Source organism: Pseudomonas sp. GW821-FHT09C08, from assembly GCF_059418125.1.
Map to the genome: position 1 here is coordinate 1,137,816 of NZ_JBWKPG010000001.1, position 23,637 is coordinate 1,161,452.

Here is a 23,637-nt window from a genome sequence, read left to right on the forward strand (position 1 = left end):
ACCAGGGGTAGCTACCCCACCGTAAGGACGCAAAAAGCCGCGGACAATTTAGCGCGCGCCGAGGTTTATTTAAGGCGGCGCGACTGTGACAAAACCGATACCGACAAAATTTCTACATCCGAGACTTCATGATTTTGCTCGCTCGTACGTCTTATTAACTAAGAGCGCCATCATTTTCCTGATCAGGCTCTGATAAGGAGTTTTGCATGTACAACCCGCAAGTGCCCACGGACGGACATTCACCGGCAGCCGACGCCCATTACGGCAGCGGCGCACAGACGTTCGGCAAAGCGCCCGAACAGCAAGGCAACCAGCGTATTCGCCATTTGCTCAAGTGTTTCGGTTTGCGCACCAGCCTGATTCGGCTGAAGGTCATCGACGCCCTGCTCACCGCCGCCGACAACCAGCGCACGCTGGGCGTGCGCGGCGTGCACAGCCATTTGCTCGAACTGGGCATCCCGCTGTCGTTTCTGAGTGTGCGCGAGGTGCTCAAGCGCCTGTGCAGCGAGGGCGTGATTACCCTCAATGCAGATAAAAGCTACAGCCTCCATGAAGAGGCTGCGAAGGTACTCGAAGGTCGCGCCTGACGTTGCGTCGCAGGCTTAGAGCTTGACCTTGCGGCGCATGATGCCGTTGATCACCACCACGACCACTGCAACGGCAATGGCGATGGTCTGGAACGTCTTCTCACTGATCGCCCCGATGTTCTGCAGATAGGACAGGCCAAACATCGTCGCCAGTACCGCCAGGGCGATCAGAATCGAGTATTTCAAACGTTGCTTTTGGGTCATGACGGGTTCCTGAACCTGAAAAATGTATCCACTTTGTATCGCCGAACATGCCAAGTACATACCCGGCAACGGGGATGGACGCGGGTCGGCAGGGTCCTATGTTACAGGCGATGAAAAGCTTTGGCTTGTCTGACGCCTGATTGATCCTGTAAGCCCCCGGAGGACTTGGACATGCTTCGTCGTATCGCACTGCTGATCCCCTTGCTGGTCATGTTGAGCATGAGCGGCTGCTTCTTTTTCCCGCACGGAGGCGGCTGGCACGACCATCGCTATTCAGAAGGTGGGCCGGGGTACTACCACCGCTGACGCCTGAGCGGTATCAGAAAATTCTCTGATTCACCGACACTCGGTCTTACACACGGCAGTCCCCTCAGGAGGAACCTCGGCGGGTGTTTTCCACACCCAAAGAGGCGCCTGAGGAACAGGGAACCTCCTAATGACAGGCGCTTTTCTTGGCAAGTCAAAAAGGTACCCACCGATGTCAATATCTGCCTATGCGCCTCCCCACCAGCCCAGCGCTGAAACTCTCCCGCTTCCCGCTCCCGCTGCGACACCCGCATTATTCGTCAGCCCTGCGCCGACACCTCAGCCCTCAGAGGACGCCGACCAGACACCTACAGGGCGCCAGCGGCGCTCACCCACCGACACCAGCCATACCGGGCTGGCACGGTCCCTGGCGGACAAGCAGAACCTGCGGACCCTGGGGCAAAAGCTCAACGAGATAGCCGCCCGCCTGGGGGTGAACACCACGCCCCAGGCCATCATCTCCGCGCTGACGACCGCTCTCATGGATATTCATCCGGCCTCAACCTACGCCTCGCAAGTAGACACCGCATCGACGCTTGAAGACTTCATCACCGACTACGGGTTGAAAATGCCCAACAGCCATTTTGCCCTGAGCGCGCTGGCCGACGCCGTGCTCGACCGCGCCATGGAACACCCACTGGGCAACTTTGGTGGCGCGCTGTCCTGGCCAGTGCCGTTGAGTAGCCAGGCGCAGCGCTCGCTGATGGAAAACGCGCGGTTCTATGTGACAGAGCATCCGAATCCCCCACCGATGGTGACAAGCCAGGGGCTTCTGGAGTATTTGAACAGCAACCAGCCACTGTCTGCCGAGGCCCTGAAGGACCCGGCAAAGGCACTGGAAGCACTCCTTGGCACCGCGCGTGCGCAAGGGTTGGGCCAAGCCTTGCAGACTCAATTGAACGGGATTGCCACCGATACCAGCGTAAACGACTACACGTTGGCGGCGATGAATTTGTTTCTGGACCCGACATCGATTGCTGAGCCCAATAAAACCAAGGTTGCTGGCTTCGATCTGGTCCAGCAAAGTCATTGGGGCAAACCCGCTTCCACGATAGTGGACAACCTCAGCAAGCATTTGGAGACCAAACGCTACACCACATCTGGAATGGCCAAGGTCGGTGCTTACCTGCTACTGGCCAGGACAGCCGCTGAACTGCTGATCAAAGATATCCCCGCCAATGTCACCTATGGCAGCCCTGCCTGGGTCAGCCTATCGATCGCAGCGGCCACGATAGAACACCAGGCACCTGGTAAGGTGCCCAATATGACCTTTGCCCAAGTCATGCTGGAGGCCGAAAATGCCGGCCTGCAAAACCTTGCCATGACCCAACAGGCACAGACCGCTGCGCTGCGAGTCTGGGGGGTGGTCAACGGCGTGCTTTCTGAAACAGAGGCTGGCCGTTACAACACCACCGACGTTGAGAAGGTCAGGAGTGCCTTCAATCAGCAGGCACGCATGCGCGTCGACGCCAGCAGCCAGATTGAGGCCCCTATTCCCAGCCGCAAGGAAATTGCGCTGGCCAAGCTGAAAGAACGGTTTGGCGAGAACGTACCTTTTGAAGAGAAACTCCTGACGGTCAAGCAGACCGTGCAGCCTCACGCCCAGCCGCTCTACGACCCCAATCGCGCGCCCGCCGGCCCGCATTCGCTGCTGGATATCGCCATGAGCGGCCTGCACCAGTATGAATGGGAGTCCACCGACGATCGGATCGTTGAGGCGACACGAGGCAAGTCCCTCAATCTGGAGGTGAAAACCGAGTTCGACACTCAATTCACCACAGCCATCGACCAGCGCAAACAAGGCCTCAAGACGGCCGTCAAACAAATGATTGCCCAGCTTCCTCTGCCTGACAGGGAACAATTCGAATACGGCAAGCTCGAGTTCTTTCAAAATCATACCTACCAGTTGGGCCTGGGCTTTACCGATCGAACCCTCGCAGAAAAAAACCAGGCGTTGCTGGTCAAAACCACGGGGGTAGACGGCGAAAAGGTCTATGAGATTGACTTTAAACGGGGTTCCATCACCGCGGTGCCGAACACCGTCCTGACTCAAGAGCGCGAGCGCGAAGCCAACCGTGTCTTTCCGATAGAGTCGTTCAAACCCTCCGATACCGTTGCCGCAGCCCTGGCTTCAGGCGGTCAAGCGAGCGAGCCACGCGCCACCCCCAACAGCTTTGCAAGCACGCGAACCCAGGCCATTGCCGATGCTTTTGTCGAACACCTGGATATTGATAACAACGATGTGGTCAAGCAGGCCAAGGGCACCACGACGTTCGACAAGCAAATGGAAACCGAGGGGAAACTGGCGGATTTTTTTCTCGACCTGATTCCGCTCAGGTCGGCGATCGTCAACTTTCAAAACGGTAACCACCTGGACGGCGCAATCGACCTGGGCATGGATATCTTCGGGTTTGTCACCGCCGGCGCGGGGAAGGTTGCCAAGGTCGGCGCTAAAGCTGCCGGCGCGGCGAGCAAGGCCTTGAAGGTCGCGAAAATCCTCGGTACCACCGTCATCAGTGAACTCAACCCGCTGGGTGGGCTCGGCGACCTGGTGGAAGGTGGCGCCAAGCTGATCGGCAAGGGTGTGGACAAGATCAAGGGCGCGACAGACTCCTTGAACCTGGCCAATGCGATGAGCCGCGAACATGGGCCCCTGACGTACGGTTCGTTCAAGTACGGAGGCCAGACCTACGAGGCCGACACCATCCTGGCGAATGGCCAACGCTATGCCTACGATCCGGTCCAGATGAGGCCTTACGGCACCCCGTTGGACGACTTCAACCCTCTGGATGCAATGATGCCGCCCTCGCCGAGGATGGAGGGCGCCATAGGACGGCCAGGTAACGCCCGGTATAACCCCATCGACCGGCAGGGCCGTCACGTCCCCACCGCGCCCAAAACCGACCACTTGCCTGACGCAGAGTACGTAACGAGCATCAACGGTGCGCGCAATGACGCCCATTTCACCCCCAGCAGAAAAGCCGCAACCCGCGAAAAGTTTGGTCGGGAAATGGACGCCTTCTACCAACGCATGGCCTCTGGCGAACTGCCAGCGCGCCCGACCATTCCCGAGATCCCCAAAAGTGTCACACCTTCACAACTGATCGAAAAAGCGCTGGACGCGGCAGATGGGGTTGTCTTTGGTGACGTTCACAAAGACCTGGCGAGCTTCCAGACACTGTTCGACAACGTGGACACCTTCAAGCAAAAAGGCGTGAAGAAGCTGTATATGGAAGCCACGTTTTATGACGCACAGATGAAGCTCGTCGACGACGGCATCGGCTACCTTGGGGATGGCATAACCCCACGGTTTCCCTCTTTCAATCAACTGGTTAAAAAGTTTTCCGATGCAGGTATAGAAGTCGTGCCGCTGGACCATTGTTACTTGACCCGGCACAAGGATGAACGCGAGCTGTACAAGCAAGCGATGAAGGCCGAGGACTTTGTGCCAAGGCTAAAGGAATTCAACTACTACGCCGCGCAGACCATCCGGCAAAACTCCGCCGGCGAAAAATGGATTGCCTTGGTGGGCAACGCCCACATGAAAACCAGCCAAGGTATTCCGGGCGTGGCAGAGTTGACGGGCAGCATCGGTGTCGGGGTGTTTAAAAGGACCGATCCGGGGCCAAGCCTCGGGCTCAGGAAAACCAATCACGTGCCTGATCCGGCCCAGCGTTTGAAACCCGATGATCTGCCTGGTGACCTGCACATTTTCAAACAGGAAAAAGCGTCACCCAGGAATTCAGTGGCGGCGTAAGCCGGGTCGATGAGCCGACCCACGAAAGCCCGGCGAAATGCCGGGCTTTTGTTTCAGGGCCTGTCAGCCCGCATGCACCCATCGCTGATGCAACCCGCGTGCAAGCGCGTCCAGCGCAAACCCCAGCACCCCGATCAACAGCACCATCGCCATCAGTTCCGAATAAGCCAACCGATCACGCGTATCCAGGATGTAATACCCCAGCCCCGCACTGACCCCGAGCATTTCGCACGGCACCAGCACGATCCACAGGATCCCGATGGCCAGGCGCACGCCGGTCAGCACATGCCCGACCACCCCGGGGATGACCACGCGGCGCAAGGTTTCCCAGCGCGTGGCGCTCAGGCTCTGGCTCAATTGCAACCAGCGCGGATCCAACTGACGCACGCCGGCTGCGGTATTGAGCATGATCGGCCACACAGCGGCAAAGGCCAGCAGGAAGTAGATCGGCGGGTCCCCTACCCCCATCAGCATCACCACGATGGGCATCCAGGACAACGGCGAGATCATCCGCAGGAACTGGAACGCGGGCGTGGTCGCCGCCTCCAGGTTGCGTGAACTGCCCACCAGGAGCCCGAGTGGCACCCCCACCAGCAAGGCCAGGAACAGCCCGACAAAAATGCGCTTGAGGCTGACGGCGATGTGCAGATACAGCTCACCCCGCCCGAGCAATTCCCACAGGCTGCTGAACGTCGCCGCCAGCGAAAAGCGCGCGGACAGGCCGTCCGCGTCGCCCAGTACCTTCACCCCCAGCCACCAGAGCACCAGCAAACCCGCCAGGCCACTTAACCCGAGCAACCAGCCCGGGACTCTGCGGTTGTTCAAACGCCAATCTCCTCGGTCCGCTCAAAGCCGTCCGGCAAGCCAAAGGTCTTCATGCCGCCCACCGCCTCGATGGCGTTGCGCACGAAGCGGTCGTCCACCAGATCCTTGGCCACGAAGGCCGGGTCGAGGTCAGCGAGGAATTTCTTGTCGCCCTCGATCAGCGTGTCTTTCAAGCGCCGCACCAGTTCCTCGGTGTAGCTGGGGAACGGATAGGGCTGGAAGTCGATGCGGTGCTCATCCCAATTGGCGTGCTGGATAGCGCCATCGGCCAGGTAGGCCGCGCGGTCGCCGGCCGCCGGGGCGAGCACCTTGCTGAGCACCGGTTCGGCATGCGGCGTGTAGCGGTTCGGGCCGTCCTTGGACAGCAGTTTCACCGCCTCCTCGCGGTTGTCGCGGGTCCAGACCTGGGCCTTGACGATAGCGTTCACCACCTTCTGCGACCATTCCGGGCGGTTGGTCAGATCATGTTCATGCATGAACACCACGCAGCATGCATGGTTGCGCCACACGTCACCGGTAAAGCGCTGCACGCGGCCGACCTTGAGGTTCTCCGCCAAGGCGTTGAACGGCTCGGCGACGATGTAGCCATCGATGCGCTTGCTGGCCAGGGCCGGCGGCATGTCCGAGGGCGGCAGCACGATCAGGTTGACCTCGTTCGCGGCAATCGCACTGCCGGCCGCACGGGCGACCGGGGTCAGGCCGTTGTCGCGAAACAGCTGCTGCACCACCACGTTATGGATCGAATACCAGAACGGAATCGCTACCGACTTGCCACCCAGTTGCTTCACCTCAGTAATGCCCGGTGACACGGTCAGGCCGGAACCACCGACGTGGTTCCACGCCACCACCTTGGCCGGCACCTTGCTGCCATAGCGCGCCCACACGGTCATGGGGGACAACAGGTGGATCACGTTGACCTGGCCCGAGATAAACGCCTCGATCACCTGCGCCCAACTGCGCAGCAGCACCGGGCGTTCGGCCTTGATGCCTTCGGCTTCGAACAGGCCATTGTTGTGGGCCACCAGCAACGGCGTGGCGTCGGTGATCGGCAAGTAGCCGATGCGTACCGGCGCATCCGGCTCGCTGGCGGCGCGCGCCTGCAGGCTGCTCAATAGTGGCAACGCGCCGGCGGCGCTGAGTACGGCGGACAGTTTGAGAAAATCACGGCGCGAGTGAGTCAGGTCATCCAGGCACATGGCAGGGCTCCGGCAGGTCAAGGGGGTTGGGTTGGGGGCGGCTCGCCTGCCGTAGGGTTTTGAGAATCTCGATGCGCAGCGTGCCGATGGCTTCCACCTGTTCTTCACGCGGCTGCGGCAGGTCGATCAGCCATTCGCCCAGCGTCCGCGCCGGGCGGTTGCCCAGTAGCAGGATGCGGTCGGACAGCAACAGCGCTTCATCAATGTCATGGGTGATCAGCACCGCCGCCGCGCCTTGCTCGCGATTGACCTTGAGCAACAGGTGCTGCATGTCCGCGCGGGTCACTTCGTCGAGGGCGCCGAATGGCTCATCCAGCAGCAATACCTGCGGCTGGCGAGCCAGGCAGCGCGCCAACGCCGTGCGCTGCGCCATGCCACCGGACAACTGCGCCGGAAACTGCTGACGCGCGTGCTCAAGACCTACCGCCGCGATGGCGTGGTCGACGCGGTGGCGGCGTTCTTCAGGGCTGAGGTGCGGCTGGCGGGCGAAATCCAGGCCGAAGGCGACGTTCTTTTCCAGGCTCAGCCAAGGCAACAGGCTGGGGTCCTGGAACGCCACCGCGACGCGTGGATGCGGGCCGTTCAAAGGCTCACCGAGCACACGTACGCTGCCGCCCTGAGGCACCTGCAAACCGGCCAGCACACGCAACAGGCTGGACTTGCCAACACCACTGGGACCCAGGATCGACACCACTTCGCCGGGCTGCAACTGCAGGTCGAATCCCTGCAATACCGGGCCACTCGCGTACCCCAGGCAAATCCCCTGGGCCGTCAATACCGCCGGGCTCATAGGTTGGCCTGACGCTGCAACTCGGTGCGCAATTGCACCAGGCTTGGCGTGACGATCGGCACGAAAGCCGACTCACGCCAGCGTCGCGCAAACCCACTGCCATGCGCGGTGAGATAGGCCTTGCCGCCGCTGGCCTGCAACTCCAGCTGCACAGCGCTGGCGGCGGTTTCGGCCAGGGCGATGCGCAGCTTGAACAACGGCACCGGCTCGGCGGCAAAGCGCCCGGCCAACAGGCCGCTCTTCAGCTCGCTGACTAAATGATCGAGGGTCACGCGCAATGTCTCGAGTTCTTCACGCAACACCGTACGGCTGGCCCCCAGATGGTTGGCCACTTCAGCCAGTGAGCGCCGCGCCAGGCCGATCGACATGCCGCACTGCAGGCCAAGGAACGCCGGGCGTACCGCTGGCAAAAACTTGCGCGCATCGTCATGCAGCAACCAGTCGCGGCTCAGCTCCACGCCTTCCAGGCCCAACGCCGCGGTGTTGCTCGATTGCAGGCCGAGCAACTCCAGGTCGCGCGAGCGCTGCAAGCCGGCCACCGAATCCGGAATCGCCAGGATAAACGGTGCGCCACCGCCGGCATGTTCAATCGCCGCAGCGGCAACAAAGCCGTTCTTGCGCAGGTTGGTCACCCAGTGCAGGCGACCGTTGAGGGTCCAGCCGTGGTCGTTGGGCTCGGCGCTGATCTGCAACGTCTCGATGCCCGACAAAAACTTCATCGCATTCGACAATCCGGTCGCCCCCGCCAGCTTGCCGCTGAGCAGGTCCGGCAGCAGTTGCTCGCGCAGCCGCGCATTCGGGCTTTGCAGCAAATACTCGATAAACGAACGCTGGCCCCAGCACACGAAAGCCGCCGCCAGCGAATGGCTGGCGACGTTGGCGATGGCCTCCACGGCGCCGGCCACATCACCGCCCAGCCCGCCGAGTGCCGTGGGCACACCGATACGCAATACATTGGCTTCTGCCAGCCGTGGCAGCACTTCCTGTGGATCGCAACTGCCCACATCCAGGGCCTGCGCTTGAACATCGAGCCAACGGCTCAAGATAGGGTCAAGCATTCATGTTTCTCCTTGTTAACGCAGAGGGACCATCGCCACTTCAGCTGGCCGGTTTTTCCCAACGGTATTGCGCCAGCTCCGGGTTCAGCGGGGTACGGGCAAACACGTTAGCGAAGTTGCACAGGGTTGCCAGGCTGACGCCCAAAATAACTTCCAGGGCCTGGCCTTCGGAGTAGCCTGCCGCACGGAACGCGTCATAACCGGCATCGCTGACATCGCCGCGGGTGGCGATCACTTCACGGGTGAAGGCGGCGAGTGTCTCATACCGCGCATTGGGTAATTCGCCACGCTGGCGCAGGGCCTCGATCACCGCCTCCGGCAGCTTGGCTTTGTTGCGCGCCACGGCGGTGTGACCGGCAACGCAGAAGTCGCAGCCATGGGTCGTCGCGGCAATCAGTTGCACCACTTCGCGATCAGCCAGGCTCAGTTCGGCCTTGGCGTTCAGGCCGGACACGGTGATGTAGGTTTCCAGCGCCGCCGGAGCATTGGCCAGCACTGCCAGCAGATTAGGGATAAAACCCGAGCCTTTAAGCGCGTTTTCGAGGAAGGGTTTGGCCGCATCCGGGGCGGTTTCGGGGGTGAGCAGCGGTACACGGGACATGGAGTGGTCTCCTTGGGGGTTGGTGTAACCAGTCTGTTGGTTATAAAAAAACCCCTCAATAGGCTAAAGTAGCGATTACTTGCTCTTGAGTCTTTCCATTAGATGAATTCGTCCAGTGCACTTGTCGATTGGTTATTAGACAGCCTCGAACTCAACACCAGCCTGTTCCACGTCGGGCGTTATTGCGGCGACTGGCACGCCAGTACCCACGGCCTGGCCCGGGCCAGTTTCCACCTGATCGTGCAGGGTCAGTGCTGGTTGCACATCGATGGCGAGCCCACCCCGGTGGCGCTGGACAACGGCGACGCGGTGTTCCTGCTGCGTGACCTTGAGTATCGACTGTCGGGTGAAGCCACGGCGGCAGGTGCGCAGGAATGCCCGCGTCGCCCAATGGAGCCGCTGGACAGCAGCGCCACCGACGGCGTGGGCTTGGTCTGCGGGTTCTTCCATTTCCAGTCCGGCCTGTCGGCGATGATTGTCGACACCCTGCCCGCCTGGATCGTGCTGCGAGCCGGCGATCCGTCACTCACGGCTGCGCGCAACCTGTTCGACCTGATCCTGCAAGAATGCGCACGCACACCGCCCTCTTCCGCCTTGCTGGAACGCCTCTGCCATCTGCTGTTCCTGTATGTGCTGCGCCAACAGGTGTTGGATAACACCGAACTTGGCGGCCTTGCCGCGCTGGCCCGGCAGCCGACATTTGCGCATTTGCTCGAGCAATTGATCGCCCACCCCGAGCAACCCTGGAGCCTGGAAAGCATGGCCGCCTGCACGGGGCTGTCGCGCTCGGCGTTTTTCAAGCGGTTCAATGAGCTGTGCGGGCAATCGCCGGGGCAAGTGCTGCTGATGATGCGCGTGCGCCATGCCTGCCAACTGTTCAAGCAGGACCAGACCGTGGCCGATGTAGCGCTGGCGGTGGGGTATCAATCAGTGGCGGCGTTTACGCGCGCGTTTCATAAGGTCACCGGGCAGCAGCCCGGCGCTTACCGCAAGGGTTTGGCGTCGAAATAAAATGCAAGTGTGTAGTTTTACGCCAATCAAGCTGTAAGAAAATATGGAACTGTTTTTCCGGCGCTCTCACACAAGGAGTACATCTTCGGCAAACAGTGGAACTTCTCACCCATGATCAGCCCCGCAGCACCTCCGACAAGCCGCCAAAATCATGATCCGCTGCGCGATGCAAAACATTCAGCGCCCGAGGATTCCATCTACGTCCAGCCGCGTTTGGACCCGAGCAAGGGCCCGATGCAAACCAAGACCGAGGTTTTGCACAACGACGACTACTCAAAGATTTCACGGCAGGCCAAGTGGGACTTCCTGAGCAGACCGCCGGAGTTAAAGCAACTCACACTGGTGATGGAAACGGGCAATGCTGCCGACGCGGTCCATGTCGGCAAAAACCCTGATGGCCGTCTCAAGGTCCAGATCAATGGAAAGTCATACGCGCTCGATGACAAGGACCGAGACGGGAAGCCCCTGCATTTGCTGATCAAAACCCACGGCGGAAACGACCAGGTAACCGTCAGTGAAGACGTGAAAAACCCGCTGACGATTGAAGGGGGCAAAGGGGATGACACGCTCACTGGCGGCGGTGGCATCACTCGGCTTCTGGGCGGGCCGGGCAACGACACGCTTAAGCTGCGCTCGCATGCAGGCTATGCCGAAGGCAACGACGGCGACGATACAATCATCGGCGGCCCCGGCAATTCAGCCATGTACGGAAACAACGGGGATGATCGGCTGTATGCGGGCGCCGGCCCCGCCACAAAACAGAGCTATCTGGATGGGGGAGCAGGCAACGACCGGCTGTACGCCGGTAATGGGCATACGGTACTCCATGGTGGCAAAGGTGACGACGATTTGGTCGGGCACGATCGAACGACGTTCTACACCGGTAAAGGTCAGGATCGAGTCTGGAACAACCAGCAAGGCGATCATATATATGCCAAGACCGGCGATGTGTACGACCGGTCGCAAGGCTCAACATTGACCCCGGTGCAACCCAGCACTGCTGGCGGTGCGGGATTTGGGGTCGTAGGCACGCCACAATTCAAACAACGCGTAGAGGATGATCTCGAGTTTCTGCGCGGCTCTCCCACTGGGCAAAAGATGCTCACGGATATGGACAGGGAAGCCGCCGTGGCAGGGGGAAAAGTCACTATCGAGGAACAAACAGACAGAGGCAACGCTTACAATTTCGGGAGTTTGGAACTGGATAAGGCTTGGGAAAACGGTCGCCGTATAGACGGTGATGACCCTAAAAGGGGCAAGATCACCGACAATAAACCTGGCTCGCGCGCCAATAAGGGGGTGATCGCTTACGACACAAGCACTACGGTCGCACCGGATGGACGCACCTTTGGATTTCCACTCATCGGGCTGGTTCATGAAGTGGGGCATTCCTACAACGGTGCGACGGGAACAAACCTGCCAGGCACAACCATAGAGCACCCGCCAGCACGCCCTGACATTTCAATTCCTATCAGGAACACTGAGTTCCAGGTCGTCGGTTTGCCGAGCAGCGCGTCGCCTTTCGATTTCGATAACGATCCATCCACCCCGCCCACCCGCATCAACCCCGAGCATTTCACGGAGAATGGCATGAGGCGCGAAATGGGTCTTCCAGAGCGCAAAACCTACCTCACCTGAGACGCTGACGTTGCAGCCCGGTGCCGGGTTGGGCGCATAACTCCACCAGCCAATCGACAAATACCCGCACCCGCTGCGACAGCTGCCGGTGTGGCGGGTACAGTGCCGTGAGCGCCATTTTCGGCACTGCAAGCTGCCCCAGCACTTCCACCAGGCTGCCCTGCGCCAGGCGCTGCATCGCGTGGTAGTACGGCGCCTGGATCAACCCGTAGCCCGCTTCACAGGCACAGAAGTAGCCGTCGGCACTGTTGACCGCAACCACCTTGGGCAGGTTGACCGCACGCAGTTCAGCGCCGAATTGAAACTCCAGGCCAAAGCGTTTGCCGCTGGCACTGGAAACGTACTCGACCATGTGGTGCCCGGCCAGGTCATCAAGACTTGCCGGCACGCCCTTGCGCGCCAGATAACCGGGGCTCGCCAAGGTGATTTGATCCATCATTGCCAACGGCCTCGCCACCAGCGATTCGTCCAAGGCGAGGCCACCGCGCAACACGCAATCCACGCCCTCGCGGATCAGGTCCACCGGGCGGTCGTTGAGGCCGATTTCCAAATCAATGTGCGGGTATCGAGCAGTAAATGTCGGCAAGGCGGGAATGACCAGAAAGCGGCCGATACCCGAGGGCATATCAACGCTCAAGGTGCCGCGCGGGTTCTGCCGGCGCGTGGAAAACACCGCCTCGGTTTCTTCAAGGTCGGCAAGCAATTGCACGCAGCGCTGGTAGTACGCCGCACCGTCCAGGGTCGGGCTGACCTGGCGCGTGGTGCGTTGCAGCAATTGGACGCCGAGGTGCGCTTCCAGTTGCTTGATCAGGATGGTCACTGAGGCGCGTGGCAATTGCAGGCTGTCGGCCGCCTTGGCGAACCCGCCCAATTCGACGATCCGGGTGAACACACGCATCGCATTAAAACGGTCCACGGGCCGGCTCCTGGCTGATTATTTAGAAATTACGAATAGTGATAGTGCTTTTAGCCGGTTTATCAAGGTTTTGTCGAGGATGACAATGGAGCCCTTCCCCACCAGGAGCTTTACCCATGCACACTCGTCAACTCGGTAAAAACGGCCCGCACGTCTCTGCCATCGGCCTCGGCTGCATGGGCATGACGGATTTCTACACCACCGGCAGTGATACCCAGGAGGCCGTGGCCACGTTGCATCGCGCGCTGGAACTGGGGGTCAACTTCCTCGATACCGCCGACATCTACGGCCCGCACACCAATGAGGCACTGATCGGCAAAGCCATCGCCGGCAAGCGCGACCAGGTGTTCCTGGCGAGCAAGTTCGGCATCGTGCGTGACCCGGCGAATCCGGCAGTGCGCGGGGTCAATGGCCGGCCCGAATACATTCGCAATGCCATCGATGGCACCCTGCAACGGCTGGGCATCGACACCCTGGATTTGTACTACCAGCACCGTATCGACCCCGACGTGGCCATCGAAGAAACCGTCGGCGCCATGGCCGATCTGGTCACACAGGGCAAGGTGCGTTACCTGGGGCTGAGCGAAGCGTCCGCCGCCACACTGGAGCGCGCCCATCGCGTGCACCCCATCAGCGCCCTGCAAAGCGAGTATTCATTGTGGAGCCGCGACCAGGAACTCAACGGCTGCCTGGCTGCTTGCCAACGCCTGGGCATCGCCTTTGTGCCGTACAGTCCATTAGGCCGGGGGTTTCTCACCGGCGCGCTGAAAAGCCCGGATGATTTCGCTGCCGATGATTACCGCCGTTTCAGCCCGCGCTTCCAGGGCGACAACTTTGCGAAAAACCTGCTGCTGGTCCAACAGGTCCAGGCACTCGCAGCCGAAAAAGGCGTAACGGCCGGGCAACTGGCACTGGCGTGGGTGTTGGCACAGGGCGAATTCATTCTGCCGATCCCCGGCACCAAGCAGCGCAAGTACCTGGAAGAAAACGTCGCCGCCGTCTCGCTGACCCTCAGCACCCGCGAGCTGGCCGCGCTGGAGGCGATCTTCCCGGCCGATGCCACCGCCGGCCTGCGTTATCCCGAGGCGGTAATGGCGATGCTGGATATCTGACCGCCAAACTCAAGGGGCGCCTGGAGGGAGGCGCCCCCACGACGAAACGTTTGGCACTCAAACGGCCCCGGGCGAGAGGAACGTTTGCAGGCGCGATGCCACGTAAGAGCAGCCCTGATGCGTCATCAGGGGCGCCTCAAGAGTCGATAAAAAGGACCTGTCATGATATCCACGCCATCCAACCCCTCGGCCACCCAGCCTTACGCCCAGCTACCCAAGCCTCCCGAGACAGCCACCTCGCCCTACACCCCACCGACCGACCTCAAGCCAGACATGGTTAACCGCCGGACACAGGTGCTGTTCGACGAAGGTGGCACCAAAATCAGCCGGTCAATCGACTGGGACCCCAGTGACCCGAAAAAGCCGCAGATCCTGAACAATTTCCTGCACGTAGAAACCGGTGATCGCGCTGACCGTGTCCATGTGCGCAATTTACCGAATGACAAGATGCAGATCACAATCAACGATAAACCGCATGTATTCGACGTCAAAAGCAAGGAAGACCGCGAGCAGGAGCTGGCGATCGATACCCACGGCGGCGACGACACGGTCATCATCGACGATGACGTCAAGCTTCGTACAAGAGTGGAAGGCGGTGATGGTGACGATCGCATCCAGGCTGGCGGCGGTCGCAGCAGGCTGTTCGGAGGGCGTGGCAACGATGCCCTGGTGTTGGGCAGTGGTTTGGGTTATGCCGCCGGCGGCGAGGGCGACGACACGATCATCGGCGGCAGCGGCAACGGCGTGATGTACGGCAACAAGGGCAATGACCTGCTCATTGCGGGCTCTGGCCCCGCCACCAAGCAAACCTACATGGATGGTGGCGACGGCGACGATGTGCTTTTCTCCGGCAGCGGGCACACCGTTGCACATGGTGGCAATGGCGATGACAACTTGGTCGGGAACGCACGCACGACGTTCTACACCGGCAAAGGCAAAGACAGCATTTGGAACAACCAGCCCAATGACCGCATCTACGCCAAGGCCGGGGATAGTTTCGACCGTACTCAAGGATCGGCTTTCACCGAGGTCAAACCCAGCAATGCCGGCAACCGCGGCTTCAGCGTGGACGTCCCACCAGAAGCCAACGAGGACCAGGCACAGGAATTCAAGCAGAGCGTCGCCGACGACTTTGAATTTCTGCGCAGTTCACCCACGGGGCAACAGGCACTCAAGCGAATGGATGAACTTGCGGCAATAAACGGCGCCAAGGTCAGCATACGGCCGATCAACCACGGCGGTAACGAATACCTGTTTGGCAGCACTGGACTGGAAAACATGACACCTGAGGAGTCCGAAAGCGCAGGCGAAGGGGCCTTCGGGACGATCACCAATGGCGTGCCCGGTGCCCGCGCCGATCGCGGCATCATTCACTTTGACTCGCCGGCTACGCTCGAAAACGCCGACCGCACCAACACACGGGTACCCGCCACCGCTCTCTTCGGTCAGGTGGCCTCCGCCTACAATGGCGCAACCGGAACATTTCTGCCGGGGGAAACCCGCGAAGCGCCGGGAGAATCGGGTCTCGCCAGGAATGAAGTACGTCAAGCCATTGGCCTGCCCAGCGATGCCGAACCTTTTGATTTCGACAATGACCCCTCGACACCGCCGAGCACTGTCAATCCGAGACCGTTTACCGAAAACGCCCTGAATGAAGAGATGGGCAAACCCTTGAGGAAGACCGTCTTATGGTCACCTAGCGATCAAGGTCGTGGGACGTAGAGCGGCGCCTCAATATCGGTTCCTACACGGAGCGTGGCGGGTAGTCGGCCTCGCTCTGGTCAGCCCCAGCTATTTAGCACCATCGTACCTAAAGCTCCGCCCATCCACGCCGATAGCCCTACGAAGCTCCAAAAAGCCGCGTCGACAATAAACGCTTCGTAAGGACGAATCCCATGCCCCCACTGCGCTCCATCCAAACTCGCTACACCCTGTTTCTGGTGCTGTTCGTCCTGGTGTTATTGGTCTTGACGGTCGTGGGTATCGGCCAGTTGGTTGCGCCGAAGCTGCAGTACACCGAGGAACAGGTGGTGCTCAACCGCATCAGTGAAGTGGCCGAGCAAATCCAGGGCGAACTGAACAAGGTCCAGGCCCAGCAACGCAGCATCACCCAGACCATTGTGCTGCTCGACAGTGATGCCATCGACAAGGTCCTGCCCGGCCTGGTGGACCAGTACGGCGAGCTGAAAGTCTTCGGCGGCGGCATCTGGCCGCTGCCCAACCAGCGCACCCCGGGGCGCAACAAGCACAGCACGTTCTGGCACCGCGATGCGTCGGGCAAGCTCGTAGTGAACACGTTCTGGAACAGCGACCCTGCCCCCAATTACTACGACCAGAGCTGGTACAAGGGCGGCCTCGCCGCGCCGCGTGGCCAATGTGCCTGGGCTGCCGCCTACAAGGACGACGCCAGCCAGGAGCCGCGCACCAACTGCGCCATGGCGATCCAGCGGGACGGTGCGGCGTATGGCGTCGCCACCATTGATGTGACCCTGGGCTTTTTCAACGCGCTGGTGGCCAGCAAGGAAAAAGACATCGGCGGGCAGATGCTGATCGTCGAAGGCGACGGCAAGATCATCAGCAACAGCACGCGCCTCAGTGGCCCGGTGGTGTTGAAGAACATCAGCGAACTCACCGGCACTTCGGCATTTGCCGCCCAGGTCAGCAAAGCCCTGGCCCACCGTGACCAGGCCTTGCAGCGCAGCGAGTTCGACAACCAGGGCGTGGCCAGCACGTTCTATATGCGCCCCATAGAAGGCACGCCGTGGTTCCTGGCGACCGCCCTGCCCACCTCGTTGATCACCGCCCAGCGCGACGACGTGCTCGGCAGCCTGGCCCTGGTGCAAATCCCCATGGTGCTGCTGTTGGTGCTGCTGGCGGCCTATGCGATCCGCCAACTGGTGCAACGCATGAACACGCTGAAAGCCAATATTGACGCGTTGTCCGCCGGTGACGCCGACCTGACGCGACGCATCACCATCCGCGCTGAAGACGAACTCGGCGCCATCGGCCACTCGGTCAACCGCTTTATCGTGTACCTGCAAAACATGATCGGCGAGGTCACGCAGGCCACCGGCGCCATGTCGTCGGGCCTTGAGCAACTGCAGAAAACCTCGGCGCACACCAACCAGATCCTGGTGCGCCACGCCTCGGAGACCGACCAGACCGTCACCGCCATCACCGAGATGAGTTCCACCGCCGACACCGTTGCGCAGAACGCCGCAGAAACCGCCTCGTTCACTCAACGCGCCAACGAACACGCCGACCGTTCCCGCGTGGTGGTCGGCGAAGCTTCCAGCAGTGTCAGCGCCCTGATCGGCGAAGTGGCCAGCGCCACCCACACCGTGGAGAACATGCGCCAGGACGCCGCGCGCATCACCGAAACCCTGGGCGTGATCGGCGCGATTGCGGGCCAGACCAACCTGCTGGCGCTCAACGCCGCAATCGAAGCGGCACGGGCCGGCGAACAAGGCCGGGGGTTTGCCGTGGTCGCCGACGAAGTCCGAGCACTGGCCGCGCGCACCCAGGCCAGCACCTCGCAGATCAACGAGATGCTCGCGCGCCTGACTACCGGGGTGAGTTCCTCGGTGGCGGCCATGGAAAACACCCAGGCCAGTTGCCAATCGGCGGCGGATGCCACCGCGCGGGTCAACACCGGCCTGGACGAGATGGCAGGCTCGGTCAGCCATATCAACAACCTCAGTACGCAGATCGCCACGGCCGCCGAGCAGCAAAGCGCGGTGACCGAGGAGATCAACCGCAGCATGGTGCAGATCCGACATATGGTCGAGGAACTGGTGCAGAGCGGCCATGCCACGCAAACCAATACGCAGACCCTGCTGGACGCCAATGGACGCGTGATTGCCTTGATGGGGCGTTTCAAGGTGAGCTGATAAATGGCCTGGATACTCCCGTGCAATGCGCGGGAGTCGGACTATTCTGACAGTTCACAGCCACACAGGAGGTGTGCCATGCGCGCTGCAGAGCAGTCAGTCCGCTTGGAGCGGATCAGTCAGGAACGCTTTATCCAGGCCCCCATCGATGCCGTCTACGACTATGTGACCCAGCCGGATCGCTGGCACGAATGGCACCCCACATCCCTGAGTGCCGACACCGGCACCACCGGTTCACTCCCCGTCGGCACGCGCTTTACCGAAATGATCGACCTCTTGGGCGTGCGCGTGCCCATGAGTTACCGCGTACAGGTCGCCCGCCGCCCCGGCGAGTTCAAGACCGTGTTTACCTCCCTCGCCGTCGATGGCTCCATTCACTACTTCCTGCAGCCGTTTCGCGGCGGCACGCTGTTCAAGCGCGTGCTGACCTATGAGACCGAATTGCAGCTGGCCACCTTGCATGAGCGCATGATCGAGTTGTCCGCGATTGCCCTGGACCAACTCAAGCATCGGCTGGAAAATCCGCCCTTCGTATAATTTTGAAACATTACCGCGAAGGTTGCTCGCCGGTGGGCGCTGGCTTGCCTGCGATGACGTCGTCATGATCGCCGCCATCCCAATCGCCACTTCCTGCTTGCGAGCCTTTTGATGAAAACCACCCTGCGCCTGGCCCTGCTGTCGGCCCTGTTCACCACCACACTGGCCCAGGCCGCCGACCTGATCCCCATCGACGTACACCGCGACGCCAACTGCGGTTGCTGCAAGAAATGGATCAGCCACCTGGAAAGCAACGGCTTCAAGGTCAATGACCATGTCGAAGCCAATATGAGTGACGTCAAGCAACGCCTCGGCGTGGCGCCGCGCCTGGGCTCGTGCCACACCGCCGTGATCGACGGCAAGTTTGTCGAGGGCCATGTGCCCGCCGAGCAGGTCCTGGCGCTGCGCAAGCGCGACGACCTGCTGGGAATCGCCGCACCGGGCATGCCCATGGGTTCGCCGGGCATGGAAGTCGAAGGGCGCAGCGAGGCGTATCAGGTCATCGGCCTGACCCGCGACGGCCAGGATGTGGTGGTGGCCGAGTACCCGGCACACTGACCGATGCTTGCCGGTTACCTGGGGCTGTTTCTCGCTGCGTTTGGCGCCGCGACCCTGCTGCCCCTGCAATCCGAAGCCGTGCTGGTTGGCCTGCTGCTCAGCGGGCATTACAGCCTGTGGTGGCTGCTGGTGGTCGCGACGCTGGGCAATGTGCTGGGGTCAGTGCTGAACTGGCTGCTCGGGCGCGGGGTGGAGCGCTTCAAGCACCGGCGCTGGTTTCCGGTCAGCGACCCGCAACTGGCCAAAGCCCGGCACCATTACCAGCGTTGGGGGCACTGGACGCTGCTGCTCAGTTGGGTACCGATCATCGGTGACCCGCTGACGCTGGTGGCCGGGGTGATGCGCGAGCCGTTGTGGCGTTTCCTGCTGCTGGTGACCCTGGCCAAGGGCGTGCGTTACGGGGTGCTGGCAGCCCTGACCTTGCAGTGGGTGTTAATCCCCACTTAATCGTCTCCCAACAGCATCCGAGACATCTTGTCTGGAGCCCCGCCCATGCCTCTGATCCGCACCTTTTGCCTTGCCGGCCTGCTCACCGCCAGTGTCACCCCGGTGTTCGCAGCCACTGAAGGCCCTGCCTACGGGCCAGAACTGCAAGGCTTTGCGTACCCCTATCCACTTGAGCACTTCAACTTCCAATCCCAGGGCAAGTCCCTGCAGATGGGCTACATGGACATCCCCGCCACCGGCAAGGCCAACGGGCGCAGCGTGGTGCTGATGCACGGCAAGAACTTCTGCGGCGCTACCTGGGAAGGCTCGATCAAGGCCTTGAGCGAGGCCGGTTACCGGGTGATCGCGCCCGACCAGATCGGCTTCTGCACTTCCAGCAAGCCTGATCACTATCAGTACAGCTTCCAGCAACTGGCGCAAAACACCCATCAACTCCTGGAAAAGCTCGGCATTCACCAGGCGACCATTATCGGCCACTCCACCGGTGGCATGCTCGCCACCCGCTACGCCCTGCTCTATCCGGCCCAGACCGAGCAGCTTGGGCTGGTGAACCCGATTGGCCTGGAAGACTGGAAAGCCCTCGGCGTGCCCTACAGCAGCGTCGACCAGTGGTACCAGCGCGAGCTTAAACTCAGCGCCGAAGGCATTCGCAAGTACGAACTCAACACCTACTATGTAGGGCGCTGGAAGCCCGAATACGACCGCTGGGTGGATATGCTCGCCGGCCTCAACAAAGGCCCGGGCCATACCCAGGTGGCATGGAACTCGGCCTTGATTTACGACATGATCTTCACCCAGCCGGTGTACTACGAGTTTAAGGACCTGCAGATGCCGACCCTGCTGTGGATCGGCACCGCGGACAACACCGCGATCGGCAAGGATCTGGCGCCACCGGAGGTCAAGGCCAAGCTCGGCAACTACGCGGTACTCGGCAAGCAGGTGGCCAAGCTGATCCCGCATTCCACCCTGGTGGAATTCCCGGGCCTGGGCCATGCACCGCAAATGGAAGAACCGGCACAGTTCAATAAAGCATTGTTGCAGGGCTTGAACGCCCTTTAATCCAACCTTTTTCGAGGCACGCGTGAATGTCGGTACAGATCGCAGTCATTGATGATTGGCAGAAGGTAGCCAGTGGCGTGGTGGACTGGTCGGTGCTGGAGTCGGTAGGCCAGGTGCATTTCCTGCACGACTACCCGGCGGACACCGCCACTCTGATCGAGCGGCTGCAGGGGTTTGAGGTGATTTGCGTGATGCGCGAGCGCACCACTTTCGACAAGGCCCTGCTGCAGGGCTTGCCCCAGCTCAAGCTGCTGGTGACCGGCGGCATGCGCAACGCGGCCATCGACATCCCGGCGGCCAAGGCGCTGGGCATCCAGGTGTGTGGCACCGACAGCTACAAACAGGCCGCGCCGGAACTGACCTGGGCACTGATCATGGCCTCCACGCGCAACCTGGTGGCCGAAGCCAACTCGCTGAGAGCGGGCGGCTGGCAGGTGGGACTGGGCGGCGACCTGTATGGCAAGACCCTGGGGATCCTGGGGCTGGGCAGCATCGGCCAGAAAGTCGCGCAGTTCGCCCAGGTGTTCGGCATGCGCGTGATTGCCTGGAGTGAAAATCTCACGCCGGAACGCGCAGCCGCCTCGGGCGTGACGTGGGTCAGCAAACGCGAGTTGTTTGAACAGGCCGACATTCTCACTATCCACCTGGTGCTCAGCGACCGCAGCCGCGGCCTGGTGGATGCCGAGGCGCTGGGCTGGATGAAACCCAGCGCACGCCTGGTGAACACCGCGCGCGGTCCGATTGTGGATGAGCAGGCACTGGTACGGGCCCTGCAAAACGGCCAACTGGCCGGCGCCGCGCTGGATGTGTTCAGCGAAGAACCGCTGCCCGCCGACCATCCGTTTCGCCAACTGGACAATGTCCTGGCCACACCGCACGTGGGGTATGTCAGCGAGCAGAACTACCGGCAGTTCTACCAGCAGATGATCGAGGACATCCAGGCCTGGGCCAATCAGGCCCCCCTCCGACTGCTCAACTGACAGGGGAGCAGCAGTTCTCCCATAGCAAACACACTTGATGAGGGAACCCCTCCCCCTAAGCAAGCCGCTCCCCCCAGCAAGCCGCTCCCCCTGTGGCGAGCAGGCTTGCCCTGCGTTGGGCTGCGCAGCAGCCCCAAAACCTGCCCCCCGCCCAACCTGATGCACCCCACGCACCACATCGGAGCACTTCCCCGTCATACCCCCTGCAACCCTACCTCCGCCTACCCCGCCCACCAAACCCACCCCCGTTTTCCCAGCTTTGCATATCGTTACAAGTATTTTGTCCTACAAAAATCCCCCACAAACCCTACAGGCTCTAGGATCTGTCCTAGACTGATGACCGATGGGTCCGTTTCAAAACAAAAACCCCGCGAAAAAATCGAAACTTTCCAACTCTGCCATAGGTCAGGTTTAGGGTAAGGCGCGCACAAGCGGTTCACACCAGATGCCGTCTATCCATTCTTTTTGAGCTAACCGTGCAACTGGCATACGCCTTGCCAGTTTGTCATTGCGCTTGTGCGCCTGGCCGCAGGATGCGGTCAACGGAGCTAGTGGCAGCGGGCCACTAGCCGACCAACACGTGGAGAGAACTATGATCAGTGCCGCTGCAAGTATTCAAGGAGAGCGTGTTAGTCAGCCAGTTGGCGGGTCGACAGCTTTAGTCGACCTCAACACGGTGCGGCCGGTCCCGAGTCATAATCCCAATCGCAAGAAAGTCCTGTTCGTCACTTCCGAATTCGCCGACCTGGTCAAGACCGGCGGCCTGGGCGACGTGTCTGCCGCCTTGCCCCGTGCCATGGCGCACCTGCACGATGTGCGCGTGCTGATCCCCGGCTACCCGCAGGTGATGGAGAGTGATAACCCGATCCATATCATTGGTGAACTGGGCGGCCATGCCGCGCTGCCACCGTGCAAGATCGGGCGCATGGACCTCAAGGACGGCCTGGTTATCTATGTACTGATCTGCCCTGAGCTCTATGAGCGCGAAGGCACGCCCTACGGCGCCAATAACGGCCGTGACTGGCCCGACAACCATATTCGCTTCGCCCGCCTGGGCCTGGCCGCCGCCGACATGGCCGCCAACCTCGCACAGATCCACTGGTGCCCGGACCTGGTGCACGCCCATGACTGGCCCGCTGGCCTGGCCCCGGCCTATATGCACTGGCGTGGGTCACGCACCCCGACCCTGTTCACCATCCATAACCTGGCCTACCAGGGTGTGGTCAGCCTGGCCTCGACGCCGGAGCTGGGCATTCCGCCCCACGCGCTGCAGCAGGAAGGCATGGAGTTCTACGGCAAGATGTCGTTCCTCAAGGCCGGCATGGCCTACTCGAGCCATATCACCACCGTGAGCGCGACGTACGCCCAGGAAATCACCACCCCCGAATTCGGCTGCGGCCTCGACGGTTTCCTTGCCGCAAAGACCCAGCAAGGCCTGCTCAGTGGCATTCCCAACGGCATTGATGAAAGTTGGGAAACCTCCACCGACACGCACCTGACCCACAACTTCAACATTGGCGACTGGGAAGGCAAGGCGATCAACGCCGGCCACGTGCGCGAATTGTTCGGCCTGCATGACTCCACCGGCCCGCTGTTCGCCGTGGTCTCGCGCCTGGTCTACCAGAAAGGCCTGGACCTGACCGAGGCCGTGTCGAGCTTTATCGTCGAAAACGGTGGCCAGATCGCGATCATCGGTCGCGGCGAGCCCGAAGAAGAGCAAGCCATGCGTGAATTGGCGCTGCGCTTCCCTGGGCAGGTCGGCGTGCGCATCGGCTTCAACGAAACCGACGCCCGCCGCATGTTCGCCGGCAGCGACTTCCTGCTGATGCCTTCACGCTACGAACCCTGCGGCCTGAGCCAGATGTACGCCCAGCGCTTCGGCTCGCTGCCGGTGGCACGCAACACCGGCGGGCTGGCGGACACCATCGAGAATGGCGTCACCGGGTTCCTGTTCAATGAGTCCACGGTAGAAAGCTACGAAGAGGCGCTGAGCCGCGCGTTCCGCGTGTTCGCCAACAAGGGCCTGCTCAATGCCATGCGCAGCCGCGCCATGACCCAGCCCTTCAACTGGTGCCAGGCGGTAGAACCCTACGCCGAACTGTATGAACAACTGGTGGCCAAGGCCTTGGGGAAATCGACTAAATAATCAAGGGAGGTCTTCATAG

At 61.2% G+C, this 23,637-nt stretch carries 21 protein-coding genes; 14 read left to right on the forward strand and 7 right to left on the reverse strand.

All coding sequences use genetic code 11. The features are described from left to right. Positions 1-206: 206 nt before the first annotated feature. Positions 207-587, forward strand: coding sequence for a fe2+ zn2+ uptake regulation protein (locus AC07OJ_RS04795; RefSeq protein WP_065908163.1), 381 nt, complete (start codon positions 207-209; stop codon positions 585-587). A 15-nt stretch (positions 588-602) separates the two neighbouring features. Here the strand turns inward: AC07OJ_RS04795 and AC07OJ_RS04800 are convergent, their stop codons facing one another. Further along, a complete protein-coding gene (locus tag AC07OJ_RS04800; RefSeq protein WP_016978057.1) occupies positions 603-791 on the reverse strand; it encodes a hypothetical protein in 189 nt (62 codons plus the stop codon). A gap of 171 nt (positions 792-962) precedes the next feature. On the opposite strand from AC07OJ_RS04800, the gene AC07OJ_RS04805 reads away from it, so the two are divergent. Next, positions 963-1,097, forward strand: a complete 135-nt coding sequence (locus tag AC07OJ_RS04805; RefSeq protein ID WP_256595088.1) for a hypothetical protein — start codon at positions 963-965, stop codon at positions 1,095-1,097. Positions 1,098-1,269: 172 nt separating this feature from the next. Next, positions 1,270-4,854, forward strand: a complete 3,585-nt coding sequence (locus tag AC07OJ_RS04810) for a membrane-targeted effector domain-containing toxin (RefSeq protein WP_495094091.1) — start codon at positions 1,270-1,272, stop codon at positions 4,852-4,854. Between the two features lie 63 nt (positions 4,855-4,917). On the opposite strand, the gene AC07OJ_RS04815 is transcribed toward AC07OJ_RS04810, so the two are convergent. The 5 genes from AC07OJ_RS04815 to AC07OJ_RS04835 are packed head-to-tail and all read right to left on the reverse strand — an operon-like array spanning position 4,918 to position 9,324. Continuing rightward, positions 4,918-5,679, reverse strand: a complete 762-nt coding sequence (locus AC07OJ_RS04815; protein WP_282396043.1) for an ABC transporter permease — start codon at positions 5,677-5,679, stop codon at positions 4,918-4,920. Beyond that, positions 5,676-6,875, reverse strand: a complete 1,200-nt coding sequence (locus tag AC07OJ_RS04820) for an ABC transporter substrate-binding protein (protein ID WP_213553755.1) — start codon at positions 6,873-6,875, stop codon at positions 5,676-5,678. Before AC07OJ_RS04820 ends, AC07OJ_RS04815 begins: the two co-directional genes overlap by 4 nt. After that, complete coding sequence (locus AC07OJ_RS04825; RefSeq protein ID WP_495094092.1) at positions 6,862-7,665, reverse strand: ABC transporter ATP-binding protein; 804 nt, start codon at positions 7,663-7,665, stop codon at positions 6,862-6,864. The genes AC07OJ_RS04820 and AC07OJ_RS04825 overlap by 14 nt, the downstream gene beginning before the upstream one ends. After that, entirely contained in the window at positions 7,662-8,723 is a 1,062-nt protein-coding gene (locus tag AC07OJ_RS04830) for an acyl-CoA dehydrogenase family protein (RefSeq protein WP_106803717.1), read from the reverse strand. The genes AC07OJ_RS04825 and AC07OJ_RS04830 overlap by 4 nt, the downstream gene beginning before the upstream one ends. Positions 8,724-8,763: 40 nt before the next feature. After that, positions 8,764-9,324, reverse strand: coding sequence for a carboxymuconolactone decarboxylase family protein (locus AC07OJ_RS04835; protein ID WP_065908152.1), 561 nt, complete (start codon positions 9,322-9,324; stop codon positions 8,764-8,766). Positions 9,325-9,426: 102 nt separating this feature from the next. Between AC07OJ_RS04835 and AC07OJ_RS04840 the strand changes: the two genes are divergently transcribed. Then, on the forward strand, positions 9,427-10,335 hold the full coding sequence (locus AC07OJ_RS04840) for an AraC family transcriptional regulator (RefSeq protein WP_065908148.1): 909 nt from the start codon (positions 9,427-9,429) through the stop codon (positions 10,333-10,335). Between the two features lie 111 nt (positions 10,336-10,446). Next, positions 10,447-11,973, forward strand: a complete 1,527-nt coding sequence (locus AC07OJ_RS04845) for a M91 family zinc metallopeptidase (RefSeq protein ID WP_495094093.1) — start codon at positions 10,447-10,449, stop codon at positions 11,971-11,973. Here the strand turns inward: AC07OJ_RS04845 and AC07OJ_RS04850 are convergent. Continuing rightward, a complete protein-coding gene (locus AC07OJ_RS04850) occupies positions 11,966-12,889 on the reverse strand; it encodes a LysR family transcriptional regulator (RefSeq protein ID WP_495094094.1) in 924 nt (307 codons plus the stop codon). The genes AC07OJ_RS04845 and AC07OJ_RS04850 overlap by 8 nt on opposite strands. Positions 12,890-13,005: 116 nt before the next feature. Here AC07OJ_RS04850 and AC07OJ_RS04855 point away from each other — a divergent pair, with 116 nt between their 5' ends. The 9 genes from AC07OJ_RS04855 to glgA all read left to right on the forward strand — a co-directional run bounded on the left by AC07OJ_RS04855 (position 13,006) and on the right by glgA (position 23,618). Further along, on the forward strand, positions 13,006-14,001 hold the full coding sequence (locus AC07OJ_RS04855) for an aldo/keto reductase (protein WP_495094095.1): 996 nt from the start codon (positions 13,006-13,008) through the stop codon (positions 13,999-14,001). 162 nt (positions 14,002-14,163) lie between these two features. Then, positions 14,164-15,723, forward strand: a complete 1,560-nt coding sequence (locus AC07OJ_RS04860; protein ID WP_495094096.1) for a M91 family zinc metallopeptidase — start codon at positions 14,164-14,166, stop codon at positions 15,721-15,723. A 173-nt stretch (positions 15,724-15,896) separates the two neighbouring features. Then, positions 15,897-17,891 carry a methyl-accepting chemotaxis protein gene (locus AC07OJ_RS04865; protein WP_106803712.1) on the forward strand — a complete coding sequence of 665 codons (1,995 nt, stop codon included), beginning with the start codon at positions 15,897-15,899 and terminating at the stop codon, positions 17,889-17,891. Positions 17,892-17,969: 78 nt separating this feature from the next. Next, a complete protein-coding gene (locus AC07OJ_RS04870; protein ID WP_106803711.1) occupies positions 17,970-18,428 on the forward strand; it encodes an SRPBCC family protein in 459 nt (152 codons plus the stop codon). Between the two features lie 111 nt (positions 18,429-18,539). After that, entirely contained in the window at positions 18,540-18,986 is a 447-nt protein-coding gene (locus AC07OJ_RS04875; protein ID WP_213553761.1) for a DUF411 domain-containing protein, read from the forward strand. 3 nt (positions 18,987-18,989) lie between these two features. Beyond that, the gene (locus tag AC07OJ_RS04880) at positions 18,990-19,433 is read left to right on the forward strand and encodes a YqaA family protein (RefSeq protein WP_106803710.1); all 444 of its coding nucleotides are present in this window, start codon (positions 18,990-18,992) and stop codon (positions 19,431-19,433) included. Positions 19,434-19,478: 45 nt separating this feature from the next. Then, a complete protein-coding gene (locus AC07OJ_RS04885) occupies positions 19,479-20,492 on the forward strand; it encodes an alpha/beta fold hydrolase (protein WP_106803709.1) in 1,014 nt (337 codons plus the stop codon). Between the two features lie 26 nt (positions 20,493-20,518). Next, positions 20,519-21,472, forward strand: a complete 954-nt coding sequence (locus AC07OJ_RS04890) for a D-2-hydroxyacid dehydrogenase family protein (protein WP_495094097.1) — start codon at positions 20,519-20,521, stop codon at positions 21,470-21,472. Positions 21,473-22,064: 592 nt separating this feature from the next. Then, a complete protein-coding gene (gene glgA, locus AC07OJ_RS04895) occupies positions 22,065-23,618 on the forward strand; it encodes a glycogen synthase GlgA (protein WP_065908128.1) in 1,554 nt (517 codons plus the stop codon). Positions 23,619-23,637 lie beyond the last annotated feature (19 nt).